General features: G+C 40.1%; 23 protein-coding genes. 22 read left to right on the top strand and 1 reads right to left on the bottom strand.

Annotated elements, in window-relative coordinates; all coding sequences use genetic code 11:
• Positions 1–3 precede the first annotated feature (3 nt).
• The 18 genes from TOL9009_RS0103470 (at position 4) to TOL9009_RS0103385 (ending at position 15,386) form a co-directional block, all read left to right on the top strand.
• On the top strand, positions 4–426 hold the full coding sequence (locus TOL9009_RS0103470) for a hypothetical protein (protein ID WP_029631188.1): 423 nt from the start codon (positions 4–6) through the stop codon (positions 424–426).
• 44 nt (positions 427–470) lie between these two features.
• Positions 471–1,193: a hypothetical protein gene (locus TOL9009_RS0103465; protein WP_038295917.1), complete on the top strand. Its 723-nt coding sequence runs from the start codon at positions 471–473 to the stop codon at positions 1,191–1,193.
• A complete protein-coding gene (locus tag TOL9009_RS0103460) occupies positions 1,172–1,888 on the top strand; it encodes a hypothetical protein (protein ID WP_199341280.1) in 717 nt (238 codons plus the stop codon). The genes TOL9009_RS0103465 and TOL9009_RS0103460 overlap by 22 nt, the downstream gene beginning before the upstream one ends.
• Positions 1,881–2,453 carry a Mov34/MPN/PAD-1 family protein gene (locus TOL9009_RS0103455; protein ID WP_029631183.1) on the top strand — a complete coding sequence of 191 codons (573 nt, stop codon included), beginning with the start codon at positions 1,881–1,883 and terminating at the stop codon, positions 2,451–2,453. The genes TOL9009_RS0103460 and TOL9009_RS0103455 overlap by 8 nt, the downstream gene beginning before the upstream one ends.
• Positions 2,450–3,286, top strand: a complete 837-nt coding sequence (locus TOL9009_RS0103450; RefSeq protein ID WP_029631182.1) for a ThiF family adenylyltransferase — start codon at positions 2,450–2,452, stop codon at positions 3,284–3,286. The genes TOL9009_RS0103455 and TOL9009_RS0103450 overlap by 4 nt, the downstream gene beginning before the upstream one ends.
• Entirely contained in the window at positions 3,279–4,025 is a 747-nt protein-coding gene (locus TOL9009_RS0103445; RefSeq protein WP_242055160.1) for a hypothetical protein, read from the top strand. Before TOL9009_RS0103450 ends, TOL9009_RS0103445 begins: the two co-directional genes overlap by 8 nt.
• On the top strand, positions 4,022–4,342 hold the full coding sequence (locus tag TOL9009_RS0103440) for a hypothetical protein (RefSeq protein ID WP_029631178.1): 321 nt from the start codon (positions 4,022–4,024) through the stop codon (positions 4,340–4,342). Before TOL9009_RS0103445 ends, TOL9009_RS0103440 begins: the two co-directional genes overlap by 4 nt.
• On the top strand, positions 4,323–5,384 hold the full coding sequence (locus tag TOL9009_RS0103435) for a DNA methyltransferase family protein (protein WP_029631176.1): 1,062 nt from the start codon (positions 4,323–4,325) through the stop codon (positions 5,382–5,384). Before TOL9009_RS0103440 ends, TOL9009_RS0103435 begins: the two co-directional genes overlap by 20 nt.
• A 227-nt stretch (positions 5,385–5,611) precedes the next feature.
• On the top strand, positions 5,612–5,851 hold the full coding sequence (locus TOL9009_RS0103430) for a hypothetical protein (RefSeq protein WP_029631174.1): 240 nt from the start codon (positions 5,612–5,614) through the stop codon (positions 5,849–5,851).
• Positions 5,852–5,985: 134 nt separating this feature from the next.
• Positions 5,986–6,897, top strand: coding sequence for a DUF5895 domain-containing protein (locus TOL9009_RS0103425; protein WP_029631172.1), 912 nt, complete (start codon positions 5,986–5,988; stop codon positions 6,895–6,897).
• Between the two features lie 72 nt (positions 6,898–6,969).
• Entirely contained in the window at positions 6,970–8,286 is a 1,317-nt protein-coding gene (gene dnaN / locus TOL9009_RS0103420; RefSeq protein WP_029631171.1) for a DNA polymerase III subunit beta, read from the top strand.
• A 70-nt stretch (positions 8,287–8,356) separates the two neighbouring features.
• A complete protein-coding gene (dnaX, locus tag TOL9009_RS0103415) occupies positions 8,357–9,646 on the top strand; it encodes a DNA polymerase III subunit gamma/tau (protein WP_029631169.1) in 1,290 nt (429 codons plus the stop codon).
• 107 nt (positions 9,647–9,753) lie between these two features.
• Entirely contained in the window at positions 9,754–9,984 is a 231-nt protein-coding gene (locus TOL9009_RS0103410) for a hypothetical protein (RefSeq protein ID WP_029631167.1), read from the top strand.
• A gap of 125 nt (positions 9,985–10,109) precedes the next feature.
• Positions 10,110–11,924: a ribonuclease H-like domain-containing protein gene (locus TOL9009_RS0103405; RefSeq protein WP_029631165.1), complete on the top strand. Its 1,815-nt coding sequence runs from the start codon at positions 10,110–10,112 to the stop codon at positions 11,922–11,924.
• A gap of 2 nt (positions 11,925–11,926) precedes the next feature.
• Positions 11,927–12,712, top strand: a complete 786-nt coding sequence (locus TOL9009_RS0103400; protein WP_029631164.1) for a hypothetical protein — start codon at positions 11,927–11,929, stop codon at positions 12,710–12,712.
• A gap of 187 nt (positions 12,713–12,899) precedes the next feature.
• On the top strand, positions 12,900–13,853 hold the full coding sequence (gene holA, locus TOL9009_RS0103395; protein WP_029631163.1) for a DNA polymerase III subunit delta: 954 nt from the start codon (positions 12,900–12,902) through the stop codon (positions 13,851–13,853).
• Positions 13,850–14,662: an AAA family ATPase gene (locus TOL9009_RS0103390; protein ID WP_029631162.1), complete on the top strand. Its 813-nt coding sequence runs from the start codon at positions 13,850–13,852 to the stop codon at positions 14,660–14,662. Before holA ends, TOL9009_RS0103390 begins: the two co-directional genes overlap by 4 nt.
• Before the next feature lie 73 nt (positions 14,663–14,735).
• Complete coding sequence (locus TOL9009_RS0103385) at positions 14,736–15,386, top strand: hypothetical protein (protein ID WP_029631161.1); 651 nt, start codon at positions 14,736–14,738, stop codon at positions 15,384–15,386.
• Positions 15,387–15,476: 90 nt separating this feature from the next.
• Here TOL9009_RS0103385 and TOL9009_RS0103380 read toward each other — a convergent pair whose 3' ends face one another.
• Positions 15,477–16,466, bottom strand: coding sequence for a hypothetical protein (locus TOL9009_RS0103380; protein ID WP_029631160.1), 990 nt, complete (start codon positions 16,464–16,466; stop codon positions 15,477–15,479).
• A gap of 182 nt (positions 16,467–16,648) precedes the next feature.
• On the opposite strand from TOL9009_RS0103380, the gene ssb reads away from it, so the two are divergent.
• The 4 genes from ssb (at position 16,649) to TOL9009_RS0103360 (ending at position 19,734) form a co-directional block, all read left to right on the top strand.
• Positions 16,649–17,032 carry a single-stranded DNA-binding protein gene (gene ssb / locus TOL9009_RS0103375; RefSeq protein WP_029631159.1) on the top strand — a complete coding sequence of 128 codons (384 nt, stop codon included), beginning with the start codon at positions 16,649–16,651 and terminating at the stop codon, positions 17,030–17,032.
• Between the two features lie 76 nt (positions 17,033–17,108).
• Positions 17,109–17,528: a hypothetical protein gene (locus TOL9009_RS0103370; RefSeq protein WP_029631158.1), complete on the top strand. Its 420-nt coding sequence runs from the start codon at positions 17,109–17,111 to the stop codon at positions 17,526–17,528.
• Between the two features lie 446 nt (positions 17,529–17,974).
• On the top strand, positions 17,975–18,751 hold the full coding sequence (locus TOL9009_RS0103365) for a ParA family protein (protein WP_029631157.1): 777 nt from the start codon (positions 17,975–17,977) through the stop codon (positions 18,749–18,751).
• A gap of 2 nt (positions 18,752–18,753) precedes the next feature.
• Positions 18,754–19,734: a ParB/RepB/Spo0J family partition protein gene (locus TOL9009_RS0103360; RefSeq protein ID WP_029631156.1), complete on the top strand. Its 981-nt coding sequence runs from the start codon at positions 18,754–18,756 to the stop codon at positions 19,732–19,734.
• Positions 19,735–20,219 lie beyond the last annotated feature (485 nt).

Genomic DNA, 20,219 nt, shown 5'->3' with positions numbered 1-20,219 from the left:
CCCATGAATTATATCGCTATTATCGAAGGGCAGCAAGTTCCTATTCCACCAGATACAGCAATAGATGACAACAAGCTAAGACTGGCAATCAGCACTTATTTTCCAGAATATGCCAATGCCGAAATCACTCGTACAATTACAGGAGAAACAACCGAAATAAGACTTGTTAAACGCGCTGGAACCAAGGGAAATTGCATCACAGAACTCAAATTAGCACCCGAACAAATTAACCCAGCGTTTGTATTAGCTTGGGAATTGAAGCTTCTAGAAATAAAAAATAAACTAACTTTAGAAGTTTTAATTAGTATGCGCTCACAAATAAATCAGACAATCAAAATGGGAGAAAACTGGGAAACATATACAAATAAGGTTTTTAAGTCCCTCAGACAGCAACCCCCTACATCCAGCAATTATCCCGTACTGTAGTTAAGCAACGCCGCTATCCACACTAGCGGCAGTTATCGTTCATCATGATATCACTAGAACTATTTAAAATACCCATCACCTGTACAGAAACAATCACCTATCTGGAAAACTTCTCTCAAAAAGCAACTTTACTCAGTTTATATCAAAAACTATTTGCAGAAGAATGGGATAAGTCAAAAACACCTATAAACAGAAAGACACATCCTGATTGCATATATTCAGATAGAGAAATTGAATTTATTCACCTAGTAAATTCAAAGTTGTTTCCAGTTGAATTTATTGATGAAATAGAAACATACGAAGAATATGAAAATATAGTTATATTACCACAAAGACTTGAATGGTGGAATGATAACTTTGAAGATTTAGAGGCAAACGAAAAATTCTTACTCTCTGTTGTGGGTAATGGATATAGCCTTGAATATTGGGAAGAAGAATTTGGGTTTAAACCTGATTATATAGCAGATGCGGAAAATATAGACTTTCAAAAACTTTTGAAAATCTGTAACAAGTTAAAATCACCAATCAAATATTTAGTACCTAGCCTGAGTGTTATCGACTATTCAACAGGGAATATTTGGTTAGACACAACCTATGAAACTGGATATTGGTGGGAGTGGAGCGAAGAAAATGTATTACTTATCGCGGATAAATGGCAAGAAGCCAGCATCATCCTAAACCAATTTAAAGAGTTATCAGACTGGATAGAAGTATCAATAGCCAATCGAAAGAAGGTAGTCAAAATATGGAATCAAGCTGCCATATAAATACAGGATTAAACACTAAAATCATACTGGATAACATTCCACAACAGGAAATTTTAGGGCATCTAATCATTCTCAAAGGACAGTTTGTACTGATAGAAAAAGAAGGTAATAAAACACAGCATAAATTTATATCGCCTGAAGCTGTGGAAAAAGCGTTTACAGCCAAAACTGTAAATTCAGGATGGTTATCTCGCAATACGCTGTGGTGGGAGATAACACCAAATGGAGAAGGTATTATTCAATTTTACCCGCCTCAAAAATATTCAGTCTCAATACAAACCCCAGAAGGAAACAATACAATAACTATTCCCATGCCAGCATTTATATTCGCTGGATGCAACAGTAGCTACTACTTATGGGCAGTTAAAGGAAGAACCTTCAAGCAGGATTGTCAATTATACAAAGCGCCGTTACCAAATATTTGGGACGACTCAAATAAAATCTGCTTCGGTAGGAACATTCCACCTGCTTGTAATCCCGACTCAATCAATAAAACCTGGGAATTGTTCTGGAACAGCCCTTTCAACCAAGACTTCAGCCAAAACAAGTCAAAATCACACACCCACAATGTCTGCGACTTGTTGATCAGCCTACGAAACACAAAATCCTTTCCAGCAAAGGAATTAATCGTTAGAGAGTATCAAACAATCAAAACGCCAAACGATATACCCAAGTATCTATTCCAACATGAATAACCTCTTCATCAGCTATAACTACGCTGTCAGTCACAACCTTCCCCCCTATAGCCAAAAGCTTCAGGAATACTGGCTTGCATCTGATGGAATATATGCGCGATCGCACCGCCCAGAATTAGAAATATGCCTGCAAATCGCCCATACTCACATAGCAGGATTGGCACAAATACAACCCTATTTCAAGTTAAATGTACCGAAAGTGCCAACAAGCATAATTGCAGACATCATCAATGCTGCGCGGATTAATCCCCATCAAGAAATCCTTTTTTATTTGGGGGTTGCAAATAGCCAATGGTGGTGTCACACACCAGCACAAGAAGCATCCTCAACTCATGTGCGATCGCTAGAAAATACAAACCTCAGATACAGCCAAACATTGGTTGAAATCCACTCACACGGCTGTATGAGAGCAATCCCCAGCAACCAAGACAACCAAGAGGAGTCAGGAAAGTTCCGCATATTCGGAATTATCGGCACAGTTGACAAAAAGCCTACCATCTACACCCGCGTAGGGGCATACAACCACTTCCTTGAAATTGACCCTAATTTGATATTTGAGTTATGATACAAATCGACACAGAATTTTTCTTACCCGTTCTCCCCCGTCCCCACCGCAAAGTAAATTTTATTTTAGTAGGGGCTGGTGGTACAGGGGGGTATCTTGCCGAAGATGTTTGCCGCCTGATAGTACAGCTACAGCAAAACGAGAAAAAGGCTAACCTCACCATCATCGATGGAGATAGCGTCGAACCTAAAAATATCGCACGCCAAAATTACCAACCATCTGAGATAAGTTTTCCCAAAGCACAATGTCTAGCCACCAGGTGCAGTGCCAAATATGGGGTAGAAGTAACAGCAATTTCAGATTGGTTTTCCCCTAACCATGTAGAAAATTACAAGTGGAATACCCTCACAATTATCATCGGCTGTGTGGACAATGCTGCCACCAGGGCACAAATTCACTCGTGTTTAAAATATAACAGCCCACGCGACGAACAAGCTGACTTATTCTGGCTAGACTGCGGTAACAGTTCACTATCAGGACAAGTTATATTAGGAACCCACGCTGATTTCAATATTGTAAGCGCCTCCAATAACCCAGATAAACCCGCATTCTGGAAACACCTACCATCCCCAGCGCTGGTACATCCCGAATTACTAATCCCAAAGCCTGAAGAACTCAGCAGCAACAACCTCTCGTGTGCGGAAATTCAAATACTTAATCACCAAACTCTATTCATAAACCGCATGACATCAGCCATTGCATCCCAATACCTTTTAGAGTTAACCCTAATAGGAAAAATAACCAAGTTTGTTAGCTACTTCAACCTAATTCCTATGTCTTGTCGCAGCATCCAAACCACAGTTAAAAACTTAGATAAATATCACATTGTCTAAAGGAAAACAACCACAACAGTTAACACATATCTGTCCTGAGTATTTCTTAGGACAGATTTTTATTATGGACAGATTTAATCCAAGTCTGTTAGAAAAGCTTGAATGTGAAAGTAAAAGTTCAGGCAAAAACACCATACGTACATCACCAATTAGCCAAGGTGAAAAACTTGGTGGCGAGTTTCACATCATCATGCAGCAAATTGGGCTAGGACTACCTGTAGAACCATTTTTAAAGGCATATCCTCAATTAGGCAAGTGGGTAGAAGTGCTGCTACCATTTATAGAAATTCCTGGTAACAAACAATGGAATGCCGAAGCGCAGTATCTCTACAATTCACAGTTAGTCCACGCTAATTATGACTTAATCATCTATCAGGATCAACAGGTAATTGGACTAGACTGGACTATCCAGAAACCATCAAATTTTCAGTCGTTAGAGAATTCATTTCATACTCAACTAAGATTATTCTTACTCTATGAAAAAAACCAATTTACAGCGGATAAAGTTAATCTAATCTACTTGTTCGTCAACACAGCCAATGTTTACCAATTCACCTATTCAGAAGAAAAACACATAGCTTTCAAGGAAAGACTTTTGTCTATTATTACACAGTTTGCGGTAGAGGAAATTCAACAAGAAGTTGAGCAAGAAAGTTTAGAAATTACCCATCACAAGTGGATGAATAGGGAAATTACAACTAAAGAATATCTAGATGCCATTCCTGAAGTTGAATTATGAACTCCCCAGAAATTAAAGTCAAAAAAGTTGAACTTACCCCCGATGGTTGGACACTTAACATTTTATCTCCGCGAGTCGCCACCATTACCAGCCCTACGGGAGTAAGAAAAACTACCTACTTTGGGTTTAACTCTAAGGAAAAAGCCGAAAGCTTCCTTATATGGATAACCCGTAAGGACAAATGCACTAAAGCTGTAATTCGCCCAAGTGAACGCCTAAATACTCCTTGGGAAATAAAAGTCTGGGGTACAGAAGAATCACTCATTGTCAAATGCGCGCTCAAGGATCTACAAGAAAATGCAACTATCGCTCTTTAAAATAATCCCAGAACATACAACCCCCGGCGAAATATACACCTTCAATCTCAACACTCCCAACCCGAAGCAAGCCGCAAAACTGCAAGAACTTGCCACCTCGATGCAACAATCAATTGACAATAAGCTCAATCCTGCCATAAACAAACAGCGGGCAACCAAACGCCGCAAAACAATTGCTCAATCAATTATCGCCGAAGGAGTAGAACTACAGACAATCCAATCTTGGTTACTTGCTATAGCCCAAATGTGGTTTGTGGGAAATACCCCCGAAGTGCTGCGGGGCATCTCCCAAAAGTCCCAAGCAGAAGCCCTGTACAAAATCTCTCAAAGAGCAAGAACTCTCGAAGAGGTAGAAGAAATTCTCTCCAATGAGTATTATCAAGATAGGATAAAGTCTCTCAACCGCGCAAGTATTTGCACCGCAGGCGAGATTATGTCTGCGATAGCTGAAATTCAGAAAGTTGTTAAACCTGATAAGGTTAATACTACTCAACAAGAGCTAAATCGGCTGGAGTTAAAAATCATTGGAATGAAATCAGGAGACTTTTTCTCCAGCCCACCTCCTGTTTGCGATCGCTTAATTCAGTTAGCAGAAATTAATGAAAACTCTCGCATACTTGAACCCAGCGCTGGCTCTGGCTGCATTGCCGAATCCATACTCAAGAAATATCCTCAAGCCAATTTAGAAGTAGTAGAGATTAACCCAACTCTACGTAGAATCCTCGAATTGAAAGGGTTCAACTTAGTAGGTAGAGATTTTCTAGGTTGTACAGCCGAAGGTTTATACTCTCATATCATTATGAACCCTCCCTTCTCTCAATTAATTGAACATATTTACCATGCGTGGAAGTTAATTGATTCCGGAGGAATCATAATAGCAATAGTTCCAGAGTCGGTATTCTTCAACAATAAATATAAGGATTTTAAAGAATGGCTAGAAAATTGGAATTTATATGACGAGTTTCTACCTAAAGATGCCTTTTTGCAATCAAATAACCCCACAAGCGTAGCCACCCGCATCATCAAAATATACAAGCCTTAATGTATTACAAACGCATTGCATACTGCCTGATGGAAATAGGAATAGGTATATAACATACCTATTCCCCATCTGAGAAAAGCACATTAGCTACAAAATACTTGAATAGCAAGATTTAGAAGTTAGAAGATACTGTAAGCAAGTGCAAACTAGCTAGTTTAAAGCTAAGTAATATCACTAATTTAGTTAACCAAATGTTGCAAAAAAAACCAAAATAGCCAAGAAGTAAAATGACAATTCAGACAATCACATCCTACAGATTTATTCCTGGAAAAGAAAGTAGCGTCACAGTGTACGGTAGTCCAGATGAACAAACAGTCGCAATACATAATTCAATTGGCACAACAGTGAGTCTAACTTTCACTACTGAAACCACGTTAGTTCTTCAAGAATTAATCAGCAATTTAGAAAAAACATATCACAAACTTATTAAGACTAAAAATGAGTATTTAGAAGGAGAATATTCATAGGGGTTAGAAGATATTACTTAAATAATACTTCCAAGATGAACTTTAAAGTTACTTGTTTATAACAGGCAACTTTATTTTTTATCACGGCATATGCAAATGCACAGGGTATATGAACTAGTTCAAGAAGGATAAGTATGGCTAAAAGTCAAGCCAATTTAAATGAAACTCAAACAAAAAGTAATACTGCCGAAACTCATTCAACAACAATTCCTCAAGTAACAGAAAAAGATGAATTTTGTTCGCCTGAGTTTTTAGACCCAAATGCACGACTCCCTCGCATCCAAGCACTTCGCGGTACTACCTCACAAACCTGCGGGTATTTCATAAGTGTAGACCAAATGGCAAATGCTGGTTGGATGGACTTTGAGGACAAGCAACTCATAACCTACACGTTTGAGTCTAGCGGTGCTGAAGAAAAGGGTATTCTTATCCAAAATCCCAGAATGTTGGTGTGTCCCAAATCGCCAGTGTTGGGATTTGATAGAAAGCAATCCCAAGAAGCAAACTCGTCAACAATAATTTTAGGTAAGTACACTCTCGAAATGAAAGAAGACGAAAATATTGGCAACCTACAGTATTTTCAAGTCTTCCTGCTAGACAAAAATAATCAACCCCTGCATCAAATTCCCCTAACTTATAAGGCAATGGGCGCAAATCAAGCATCCTTTGCCACTCATTGGCAAGAATTCTGCAAAGAATTAAACACTTGCCATTCAATTATTAATGGTATCCCAGCCAAACAAAAAAATACCCTGTTTTATTCTCTAGGAATCTTTTGCTTCAAAACAGCTAGAGAACAAGCTGGAACCAAACAAAAAAGTTTTGCTTGCAAGGTAGTCGAACACGAAACCCCAACCCTAGAAACATGGCAAAACTACTTCGTAGGGTTTAAAGCCGACGTTAAGAATTACGTATGGGAATCCCTCGAACCCAACAAACCTATGGCAATTCCAGGTCTAGATAATAATTTACTACTACCAAGTGCAGTAGAAACAGTCGGAATCTCACCAGCTAATTCATCCGAATTAGACAAATTGCCCTACTAACCATTTGTAAAACTTCAAGGGTGCTAGTTAACACGCTAGCACTTTACAAATCATGCCCTGGCAAAATACACCATGAAACTAATAATTACTCAATCTGTACTGGCGGAACTCTTAGAAACAGCCAAAAACGGCATATCCACAAGACCAGTAGACCCTATACTCGGAAGCTTGTTAATCGAAGCCTCGGATTCGGGCAGACTTACCGTCATTGGTACTGACCTGAATGTAAGTATCAAAACTACAGCGATAACTAATATTATACGCTCAGGTGTAGTCGCCTTAAATGCCAAACTACTAGTCGATACAGTTAACAATCTAGGAAGCGGCGAACTGGATATTGAAGTAAGCGATCGCGCCTGTGTTATCAGCCACAGCACGGGAAAATGTCGGATTATAGGAGGAAATCCCGAAGATTTTCCAAGCATCCCAGAAACAGAAAACCCTACCGAAATTAGCATTCCTAGCAAGAAGCTACAAGCTGCCTTGGAAGCTTGTCTGTATTGCAGCAGCGCAGACGAAACCAAACTCATCCTCACAGGCGTACATTTTCAGTTACAAGGTGAAAATTGGAGTTGCGCCAGCACCGACGGACACCGCCTTGCGTTTGTATCTTCCAAGCTGGAGCGAAACTACGAACCACTATCATTCACAGTTCCTAGAAGAAGCCTCACCGAGTTGGGAAAAATCTTGGCGACAACAGCCGAAAATAACAGTTGTACGCTCAAAGTTGCAAACAACACCATCCAGTTTATCTTGCCAAATGCAGAACTGACATCCAGGTTGTTAGAAGGAGAATTTCCCCGTGTTAACAACCTTATACCTAGAAGCTTTGCCAACGAGCTAATTGTAGAGCGCAAGGGTATGGAAATTATTCTCAAAAGAATCAGCCATTTCGCAGAGAAAAAACACAAGATTGTCAAAATCCTGTGGGAGGTGAACGATCAACAAGCAACATTAATGACGGGTAATACTGATATTGGCGATGCGGTAGATTCTTTACTTATGAAAACCCAAACCAGTATAGGGGAAAACATCGGTATTGGGGTAAACAGTAGCTATCTACAAGAAGCACTCAAACACATTTCAACCGATGAAATCCTATTCAGATTTAACAAACCCCTCCAACCAGTCATCATTTCTCCTGTAGGTGGATTGCTCGACCAATTAACACTAATTATGCCCGTAGACGTGCAGGATTTCGATAAACCAGAAAATCTTGCCACCACTTCCAAGCCAGAAAGTGAAACAGTAGATATTTCCGAACAAGAGGTATCTAATGAAACAACCAACATAGCAGAAACATCCCCGTCTGATACAGCTAGCACCAGCAAGTCAAAATCCCGCAAGCGCAAGCAGGAAGCAAAACCAGTAGAAACAGCAGCCTTATAGACCAACAAATATAGCCAGCATTTTTACTGGCTATACACAAATCCATTTATAAAATTTGATTTTCTCAAATATGTACACACCACTGCATCTCAAATATCGCCCCCAGCAACTTTCACAAATAGTCGGACAAGAATATATTGTACGCACCCTGAATAATGCGATCTTGCTCAAAAAGACTGCCCCAGCCTATCTACTTACGGGTCCCAAGGGTACGGGTAAAACGAGTACAGCGCGCATTCTCGCCAAATCTCTCAACTGTCAATCAACAGAAGAACCAACAACCGAACCCTGTGGCAAGTGCAATTCTTGTCAGACTATTTCCCACTCCTCATCTCTCGATGTAACCGAACTTGATGCCGCCAGCCACTCTGGAGTAGATAACATCCGCGAGATAGTATCCAACCTTCAACTTAAACCAATCGAGGGTAGGTACAAAATCCTAATTATAGATGAATGTCATGCCCTTTCCCACCAATCGTGGCAAGCATTACTCAAAACATTAGAACAACCACCAGCCCATATTGTGTTCATCTTCTGTACCACCGAGGTACACAAAGTCCCAGAAACTATTACCTCCCGCTGCCAAAAGTTCGATTTTAGAAGGGTTACCCTCTCACTAGTTGTAAATTACCTAGAAAAAGTTGCCCACCAGGAAGGTATAAATATCAATCCACTAGCATTAACAGCCGTCGCCAAAGCAAACAAGGGACACTTGCGCGACTCACTCAAACTTTTAGACCAACTAACCTTGCTGGGAGAAGAGGAAATCACTCCCAATTGGGTATGGGAACTATCGGGTATCATCCCCGAATACGATTTAGTCACTTTCTTTGAAAATATCACTCTTAGACAAATTACAGACAATTTAGGCATTCTCCAAGATTGGATTGAATGCGGCAAGCACCCAATCACTGTTCACACAAGCCTTGTCAGCTTTCTAAAAGACCTGCTTGTCTGCAAAACCAACCCCGATGGCAGAAATATTACCCAACTGGAAGAGGAAACCTGGAATTCCCTTACAACAATCTCCAAATCGTGGAGCGTTAACCACATCCACAGTGCGATCGCACTCCTGATGGCACGTCAAAATCTCATGCGAGATGAAAACGCGCACCTGTGGATGGAAGCTACCATTATCGAGATAGTTCAAACCACAAAGAGTAGTTCCCAAACTCAACCCTGGAAGGATTGGAAAACTGCCCAAGACGCAATTAACTGGGCAAAGGAACAGTTACCCCACTTATCGCAGACACAGTTACAGGAACACTGGCAAAAGCTTACACCCATCAATGGAAAGAAAGCCTTAGTTTGGGTGGAAGTCATTCAAAAGTTGCAGCAAACACAACTGCAACAAGCTTAGAATAGCAACTCTTCCTTATTAGGGAGAGTTAGTTATTAGTTCAAATAAAACCGCAGCTATAGCTAACGCTCTTAATATTATACAACTTACAATTATTTGTTGAATACATGGAATATCGCAAACTATTTCAGCAACAATTAAAAACTTTGGAAGAATTAGGAGAACAAATTGAAAATGATGCGGGAGGACAAATCGAAGAAAGTCCTAAAAATGAATATGGGATGTTTATTAACCAAGAACTAGCAAATGATACTTTCGCTGCTGTACTAGCTGCACAAGAAATCAAAGCCATAGTCCAACGATTTAAAGCATATCTGAACAACAGCCAACAAGCATAGCATAAGTTGAAACCTCTTTTAGTTTTGACAATTAAAAGAGGCTTCAACAGTCAATACCCACAAGCATTGCAATATATCCTGAACGCGAAAAATCTTTCATTCACAATTAGAAAAATCTCTAGTTAATGAGTTATAACCACAGGGATTTTGTCAAAAAGTCTAGGGGTATAATCATTGTCGATGAAGACAAACTAGACATCTATTGGAAAGACCCCACTCCAATTCAACCCTGGCAACCGCAAGTACAACTCAAGCCATACCAGGAACTTTCACAGTTATTTGTCGATATTGAAACAGCAGGTATAGACCCAATTGAAAATCGCATTTATGCCATCGGGTGTATGGATGAAATGGGATATCCTACTGTTTTTATGAATATTTCAGAAGCACAAACTATCACAGACTTTTTCAATCACCTAAAGAAGAAAAATCCAGATGTAATTTTCACCTACAACGGGATGGAATTTGACATTCCATTCGTTATCACTAGATCCAACCTGCATGGCATAAAACACCCATTTAAAATTGCATCCAAACCTCGGACTATCCGAACTGCCAAGGTACGCGGCGAACCGCTAAAAATTCGGGAGGTATTTGTCAAAAATAGCCAGCATGTAGACGTTTATATCTGCGTTCTCAGGTGGGATTTTGTCACCAAAAAGCTAACCAACGGAAGGTCGCTTAAAAAGGTTGTGTTGGACATGGGACTGCGCCAAAACACCAGACTGGTTCTTTCCTATGAGGAAATTTTAGCTTGTTGGAAAGATGGTCTAAACAGTAGGGGGTGGAAACGTTTAAAAGAGTACCTCATCTACGACCTCGAAGACACCCGGTTAATTGCTAACAGACTTGTACCTTCATACTATTACGAAGCGCTGGTAGTACCGGGAATGAACCTCCAGCAGTTAGCACTAGCTGGTAATGGTACCAAATGGGAGCGAATATTTGAGCATCACTACCAAGGGATAAAACCCAAACCCGATCGCAAGTACAAGTTCCAGGGAGGCATGGCCTACTCTATCCCTGGACTGTATAGAAAGGTCGGATACGCAGACATTAGCTCAATGCACCCTTGGGCAATGCTAGACAAGGGTATTTGCTCAATCAAGGATATAGACCGTATTGGGCTAAGTATCCTGCAATATCTGGTGAATGAAAAATCAAGACTGGAACAACTTGCCGAGAAAGGGGATATTGCTGCCAAGGAGAAGAGAGAATCTGTCAAAGTTCTAGCTAACTCCGAGTTTGGCTTCTTCGGCACATCTGAACTCGCCTTCAACGATATGGAGGCTGCGGCTTTGGTGACAGCCTACAGCAGAAGGGTACTCAAACTCATGATTGAAATTATCACTTATGAAGGGGGTACTCCCGTGGAAGTTGACACTGACGGGGTGTTTTTCACCCACCCCAACCCAGAAGAGATACATAGTTTACTTCAATCTCAACTGCCTGAAGGGATAACCGTCAAACTAGAGTTTATCGCTTCGGCGATGTTTATCCCGGAAAGAGGAACCAAAAACTACCTTTTATGGCTTCCGGACGGGAAAATCATTACCAAGGGGAACTGGCGCAATCGCGATCGCTCGCAACTAGAGAAAGAGTTTTCCATTCAGTATTTAACTCTCCTAATCCAAGATATATCAGCCGCAGAAGAGTATTACACCCACATTTTATCCCATATTTTATCAAGGGAATACCCAAAAGAAAACTTGTGCATTACTCGCAGAATTAAAGAGGGTGAAAAAGAACTTCTCAAACTTGGAAAACCCGGAGATGTCGTGACTTATTATTACAGCATTCTGGGTGTAACAGACATCAACAGCCTACAAAAGTATTCATCACAGTATTACATCAAATTACTCGCCCAAAAACGAGTAGAAATCCTGCAAATTGCAAACCCTAAAATGCTAAACAGCGGTAAACAATTGACTCTTTTCTAACAATGGCTAAAAAATTATCACTGCTCAACAAAAATCAACGCAAGTGGTTAAATAACTTCCTTGAAGGAAAGCCCTACGCCAGATTAACCAATGTCTATAACTCATTAGACGGCGACCGAGTTGTTGAAATTGTATGGTGGGAACATAGCATACCTACAGTTCTTGACAGCCATACACTCATTCAAGGAAGTATATCTTACAAGGTAAGAATCAAACTCCGAAAGTTTGGCGACCCCAGACAAACAGCCAATTTCTCCTACGAGATTACCCCAGCCCAAAAACAAACCTTACCCTACCGACTCAAAGAACAGCTATCACTTGAACTTCCACAAAGCTACTTAATACCCATTCCCAAAAATCCTGTAGTTGTCAAATCTAGGAAGACTAAACAGAAAATATTAGTCGCCCGTATAACCCAACAAACCCTACCTCTTGAAGGTATAACTGCCCAACTAAACGAGATAAATCTTAAAGATGGCGGTGTACCCCTATCCGAACAGGAACTACTTCTAGAAACCACACCGCACATTAATTTAGATAGTGGCACTCGATACAAACTTCCCAGTGCCATTATCAAAATTCTCAACGATAAAAAAGCAAATTTTCGGGAGTGGGAATCAGCCATCTCGCTATATCAGGTAGCTGGTTCATCTGCGCTGTTGCAATACCTAAACGAGTTAGATGGCTGGCGCAAATATCACGGTACTCAGCAAGTTATAAATTCAGTTCAAGATGTCAACCAAAGTAAAGTTGATATACAATCGGTTGGCAACAAGGAAATCCGATAAAAAGATAAACTTGATATTACCACAGACTAATTAATAAGTCTGTGGTAATATTTTTCACATTAAATATACAAAAAATCATGTACATAATAACTCCAAATGACTAACTAAAAATATCAATAACTTGAAAATTTATTTACCACCACTTGCTAGCTAACGCACTTCTATATAAAAATTTAGCAAGATACCCATGCCAGTAAAATTAATTTATGGGGAAGATATCCACTCAATATCAAAAAGGGTAGAAGAATTAATTAAAGATTTTACTACCCAAGAGTGGGAAATCTTCAACTACATTCGAGTTGATAACAAAGCAGCAGCAATACCCCAGGCAATAACAGAGGTAATGACAGTTCCCTTAGGGGAAGGTGGAAAGATTGTCCACATTACAGATGGGACAATATTCAATAAATGTTCGGATGAAATAATTTCCTCACTCTTAAAAAATCTTGACAAAGTACCTACTCTAAACCTACTTTTAATTACCTCACTTTGGAAACCTGATGGTAGAAGCAAAGTCGTCAAAGCACTACTCAAACACGCCGAAGTTGAAGAATTTCCTCTCATCCCCAGTTGGGATAAACAAGGAATAGAAAAACTAATTCAAGCAGCAGTAAAAACCCATTCCTTAGAGCTTGTCCCCACCGCCACTACCTATCTAGTGGAGGCAATTGGAAACAATACTGCACGGCTCGATAGCGAATTAACCAAACTTGCTATCTACGCTCAGGGGGAAAAATTGGAGTTAGGAGATGTTCAGTCACTTATAAGCAACAACAATATCAGCTGTACCGAACTCGCCCACGCCATTAAAAATAGTAGAGCCGATACAGCAGGGCAAATACTCCACCGCCTACTAGTTGAGGACGAACACCCTCTCAAAATAATCGCCACCCTCATAAGTTACTTCCGCACTTGGTTAATTACGAAAGCTGGGGTAGAAGAAAAACTGTCCGACAATAAAATCTCAACACTCGCCGAACTCAGCAACCCCAAAAGGCTGTACTTCCTCAAAAAAGAAGTCGAGGCTGTAAGCGTCGTCAAACTCAAACAAATACTCATAGCACTAATCCAACTTGAAGGTGAACTCAAGTCTGGCATTGACAACTTCACCCCCACCATCATCAAAATCTGCACCCTATGAACAACCTCTTTAACGAGATAGTTGGGCAGGATACCGCAAAACTAATCTTAAATAATGCGATTGCCCAAAATCAAATTTCAAGCGCCTACCTATTTACCAGCACCGTCGAAGGGGTAGGTAAAACCAAAACTGCCCGACTATTTGCTGACTACATCTGTAGCACCACAGATATGCTGGAAGTGCGTCCGCAAGAAGGCAATTCTACTATCGGAGTAGAACAGGTACGGGAAACGATCACCTTTCTTTCAACTTCTCCCATTGAAGGCGATCGCAAAATAGTAATTATCCACGACTGCGACAGGATCACGCTAAACGCCGCCAACGCCTTACTTAAAATCTTAGAGTCACCAGGAAAAGGAATATTTATCCTCATTACATCCCAAGCCCAGAATATACTGCCTACCATAAAAAGTAGGTGTCAAATAATCCCATTTGCTCAACTACCTATTGATGAACTAAAAACTATTCTGGAAAACTATAAAATCTACCTCCACCAAGACATACTCGAACTTTGTTTAGGCAGTCCTGGTCGTGCGATCGCATTCCACAGTCTGTTAAATTCCATACCAGAAAGCATACTCGACCAATTACAATTACCTCCCAAAAATGTAATTACAGCCCTGGAAGTGAGTAATTGGACAAGTAAACAGGATAAATCAACTCAAGCTTTATTACTCACCTACTTAGAGACAAGATGCTGGGAAAAGACTAAAAATACGGGATTGCTTGCTTTCTTTACGACAGCAAGAGAACAATTTCAATGTCACGTATCACCTAGAAACGTATGGGATAACCTACTCTTGCGCTAAAAAAATCCACCAAAGATGAATGTAGCCGTTAGCTAGTAATAATTAGCTGATGGCTTTTTATATGGAGGTTAAAATGCAACAACAAAGCCTGTTTGATATTGAACAAACAATCAAAAATAGTAAATTAAAAGGAGAAAAAATACTAACTCCAAATATCCAAAAAATGCTTAAGATTCTAGCCAGCATGGGGATGGATAGAAAGGTATTCGCCTGTTTGTTAGAACTAGCAGAGGTGGATGCACAATTAATTAAATATTTAGCTGGTCCCACAATCACTGGTGGGCGAGAATGGAGAGATACTATTTCCAGTTGGGTGTGGCAAGCAATCGCAATCGATAGACTAGATACAATCCTAGAGGAGGTAGATAAAGGTGAGGTAGGGAAACTTGCTACGCCAAGCGAAGTGCTTGCTGTAATGATGCCGATTACTTTTGAAGTTCCACTATCTTGGGAGTGGACAAACGTATACCTTTGGGCTTCACATGCTACTCTCTCCAAACACAAACCATTTCCAAATTATGATTACGATAAACTTTGGGAAAGTATTGGTATAACCTCAATCGATTACAAACAAATTCAGCATGATTATGAAACTCTTGCTGCCGATATCCGTGCTTATGTGGTAAAGGGTGCAAGCAACGAATGGGGTAAAAAGCTTAAGCAAAAACCCCTCTTAAACAATCAATCTACAGAGGAAAATAATCCCCAATTATCACTTTTTTAAACAACCAACAACTATCATGCAGTTATAGTTGTGCAACCCCAAATCAAGCAAAGTATTATCAGGATTGGTTAAACCAACCTGATTTTTTCCCTACAATCCCGCAGCATCTTTTCTACCCCTGTTATAGAAGGGTAATAAATTAGAAAAAGCCTCATATAAAAACCAGTTTCTACTTTCCTGCCATTCCTCAACACCCGTATTACTTATAAAATAACCAACCCGATAAACAGCAGCAACCAACAACGATTGAAAAGTAGTGGGGACGCGAGAATTAAACGGAATCAACATTATCTCGTTAAGGCAATTAGCATCATACCCATGCCCAACAAATATGTAATACACTATCCTATGGATTAATCTTGATAAAACTGCGGTGCGGTCAGTCCATTTTTCAACATAGGGCAAGACCTGAAAATAACCATCTGGCAGAAACCCAAGTTGAATGTTAAACTCAGCCCTTTCAACATCATCCATATTGTCCAGGAAATCTTCAATTCCCTCTTCATCTATATCGCTATTCGCCATACCAAAATCACCTATAGCTACAACCTCAAGCGCAAGATAATGTAGCGCCAACCCCCACATCAAAGGATCTCCGTCCTCAATTCCAGTTAGAGAAAAACTATCTGTGCCAATAAAATATTTCTCACCCAAAGTTTTTAAGCTTTGATAAGCGATCTTGCGAGCAAAATATTGGTCGGTAGAGTTGATAAATCTTCCCTCAAGCTCATTATCTACAAGATACATGAGAATTGCCACAAGAGCAGAATAGGAAGCATCATGCAAGCAAGTTGGGTTGGGAGAAAGAAGGTCTACCAAACAAAGTGACATCACCTCATCCCAAGCACCAATTCGAGCTGTATTAGATACCTTTCTAAAATGTTCGACATCGGAACCACCATTTCTATCCCACCATTCGGAATTGTCTACAAATAAAGGCGACGAGTAATTAGCACTTCCATCTCCGTGTTGGTCTTCATCATATTGCATCCACATTAGAGCAAGCAAGACTAACTTACATTTGATAAATCTTGATTTAAAAGAGCGTGCTATATCTACTTCCAATTTAAATGTTTCCATAAATAATTAATAAATCGATACATATATATTTCCCGTATCTATAACTTTTCTACCAATAGATAAACAAGATAGCCAGATATTAGAAAAATTGTGGATATCCCCCATCCAGTCGCAAACAACCACAAACAAGACAGGTGCTTACGCAAAAATAATTTGAAGTATTAGGAAATTCAACGAATTTTATGAGCGAGTATCTCAATCGCATCACAATTGTCGGACGCTGCGGTCAAGACCCGGAAATCCGTTATTTTGAAAGTGGCTCGGTAAAAGCAAGTATCTCGGTTGCAGTTAGACCTCCTTACAAAAGTGAAAATGCATTATGGTTCGACCTTATCGCCTGGGGTTCAACCGCCGAGGTAATTGCAAATTACGTTAAAAAGGGAACACAAATCGCTATAGTAGGTGAATTTGGATTCGATAGGTGGACAGACAAAAATTCAGGTGCAATGCGGTCTAAACCAATAGTAACGGTTCAAACAATCGAATTATTAGGTTCTCCAAAGAACGAGGATAAATCCTATAAAGAAGAAAAACAAACCGCAAGCATTGCTAACGCAAATTACTAAAAATATCTTCGTCAAGTCCCCAGCCCAGAACAATCGGTTGGGGCATTGTTCGTTTAGTGAATTGTTTTACAACATCATGATTGAAACCAACGCAACAGTAGTAATCAAAAGCGTCAATGAGTCCCACGACTCATTGGGTAGTTTAATCACTTACGGAATAGCTGAATTTAGCTATCGGGGTAAAGATGGGGCGGTAATAGATGAAATTTCCTACCGTGCCAAAGGTATCCCAGCCGTAGACATCAAATGTTCCGGGGGAAACTCCCAAGGCATAGCTACCGGATACATCGACTTACAAGTCAACGAACGAGAAGGCTACAAAGAAAAAGTTGCTAGCCTCGTAATTAGAGGGTTCATCTCAACTGGAAAAACAATTCAGGAATTAGTGCAATTTGAATCTACAAAAGAAGAAACTCCCGACTTCGCACAAGAATTGCTAGAAGAAAATATTTCCAGCGATAGCGATGAGGAACTAAGCGAGATGCCGGCATTTTAACAAATTCCGATCCCATTTGAGAATAATGTTAGTGTGAGTCTAAACACTCATCCTGACATTATTTTCTTTACTTTTTTTATTACCGTTTGATAGAGTTGCACTTATATAGTGCGGGCGCTTTGCTCGCTTATCGCTTATGGCAGAACGGGCGCTGTCTTAGGCGAGCATCTTAGACAAAGTATTGCTTATGAAGGCTAATACACCTCGCATATCTCAAACCTTGAGCAAAACTAGATTTCTCAATTTTCCGTGCCTCAAAAATGCACTCATTGAACCGTCAGAAATAGTAGAGTTAACCTATCTACGGCTTCTTATTTGTAAAACTGTAACACAAGAGCGAATATAATACTTCCATAAGGTAAGGATTTTAAGGGCGTGTGACAGTTAGTTTTGAACCCAATTACCTACTCAAGAACTCAATTACATATTTAAGAACCCAATTACCTATGTACAACAAAAAGACCAAGATAATTGCCGCATTTAACCAGTCAGGTGGTGCTGGAAAAACAACAACTGTACACAACCTGGGGTATCATCTTGCACAAAAACACCAAGTCCTACTTGTCGATATGGACCCCCAAGCCAGCCTGACAACCTTCATGGGGATTGAACCCAAAGAACTAAAATCCGAGCAGACAATATATGCTGCTGTCACCGAACGCGCACACCTAGATATTTGGCACGAACCCATCCACAAGATGCATCTTGTACCCAGTAATAATGCTTTAGCTGGTGCTGAACTAGAGTTAGTCCGCGATATTACAACCGACAACCGTCAAAAACTAAAATTTCTACTTGAACCAATAGCTGATAAATACGATTACATCTTGATAGATTGCCCTCCCTCACTGGGCTATTTAAGCATCATGAGCCTGCTTGCTGCTACCCATATATTGATACCAGTCCAGACAGAATATAAATGCTATGCAGCCACAGAACAACTACTAACAACAATTGCCCGTCTTAAAAAAGGAGGACACAAAGACTTACAAATTGCAGCTTTTATCCCAACCCAGCACGACAAACGCACCCTGCAACAATCAGGTATACTCGAAGCCATCAAAAACCAAATGGAAGGACGCGTCCACATAACTACCCCTATTCCTAAATCAATAGATTTTCCAAGCGCATCACAAGCACATCTTCCACTTGCTCTGTGGAAAAAAAACCACCCCGCAGTTAGTATCTTAGAAGAAATAGCAAATTACCTCGTCAAACTTTAAATATGACCAAACAAGTTGAACTGAAAGGATACGACAAAAATGCACTTGATGATTTATTGGATAGTGCTAGTCAAGAAAACACAAATAACAAAAACACTAGTACCCTACCAATAAATTCAATCATCCTTCCCCCATCCCAACCAAGACGCTACTTTGATGCCGAAGCACTACAATCTCTAGCCAACGATATCAAACAAAATGGGCTTCTTGCACCCATTGCAGTCAGACCTACAGAAGACAGCACTTACGAACTCATGGCTGGCGAACGCCGCCTTCGTGCTTGCGCTTTAATTGGGCTAGAAGAAATACCCGTCAATATCATTGACTGTGATGACAAAACCGCCAGCCGCATCCGGCTAGCCGAAAACCTACAAAGAGAAGACCTCAATGCTTATGAAGAAACTATCGGCATTATTGAACTACTCGCCAACGAGCTTGATATTGACCGAGATATGGTAGTTTCAGTACTATATGACATGAATAACGAAGTTAAGGGAAATTCTAACCATAACGTTATGGTTAGTTCGGAAGGACTTACCATACAAGACATTTTCTCTAAATTAGGCAAAATTACATGGCAATCATTTGTTGCTAACCGCCTACCCCTACTCAAATTACCCGCCGACATTCAGGAAGTACTCCTCATAGGGGAACTGGAATATACCAAAGCGACTGCCATCTCAAAAATTAAGGATTTAGCACAACGACAAGCTTGTTTAAAAAAGGTAATTGAGGAAAAACTATCCCTATCACAGATAAGAGAGATAGTGGGGGGCATCCTGGAAACTAGCAAACAAGAAAAACAAAAAACGCCTACAAGAGAATTAGCTGCACAAATGGGAAAAATTTCATCGCTGATCATGAAAGATAAAACCCTTTTAGAAGATAAAAAAAGGTTAAATAAAGTTGATAAATTATTAAAACAGCTTCTGGATTTAATGCAGCCTTCAAAGGAGATGGAAGCAGAAGAAGAGACGATTTAGAGGCGCTAATTATAAACAAAAGTGGGGGTTGCATATTTATCTTTACCCCCCCTCTCCTTCTGGAAACACACTGCACCCGACAAATACTAATGATTGAGTGCTGCAATTGTTTATAAAACTTTTAATTGAGAAGAATCAAGTTGCAAACAATGCTCTAAAAAAAGAGCTTGATTCATGGGATGAACATTCATCATACGCGCTTGACTAACTACATTAACAACCTGATAAGGGCGAGCATCATCTACTATGCATACAAAAACCTAGATAAGCTATGGGCTACGCGATAAAGAATATCTTCACGGATCTTAAGATAGGTTAAGTCCCCAGGTAACGCATAAATGACATATCCCAAACAGTAGCCTTTATCCCACGCTTTACCTGTTTGACAAATTGGGCAAGAGAAAGGTTCAATTGCAATATAAGAACGCCGCAAAGAAGAGCGGATCAACCCACAAGTTGCTAGTCAATGCAACTAGGAAACGAGC

The sequence above is a fragment of the [Scytonema hofmanni] UTEX 2349 genome (assembly GCF_000582685.1).
Classification (GTDB): domain Bacteria; phylum Cyanobacteriota; class Cyanobacteriia; order Cyanobacteriales; family Nostocaceae; genus Hassallia; species Hassallia hofmanni.
Note: the sequence above shows the minus strand (reverse complement) of the source record. Positions and strands in the feature narration are given on the sequence as shown.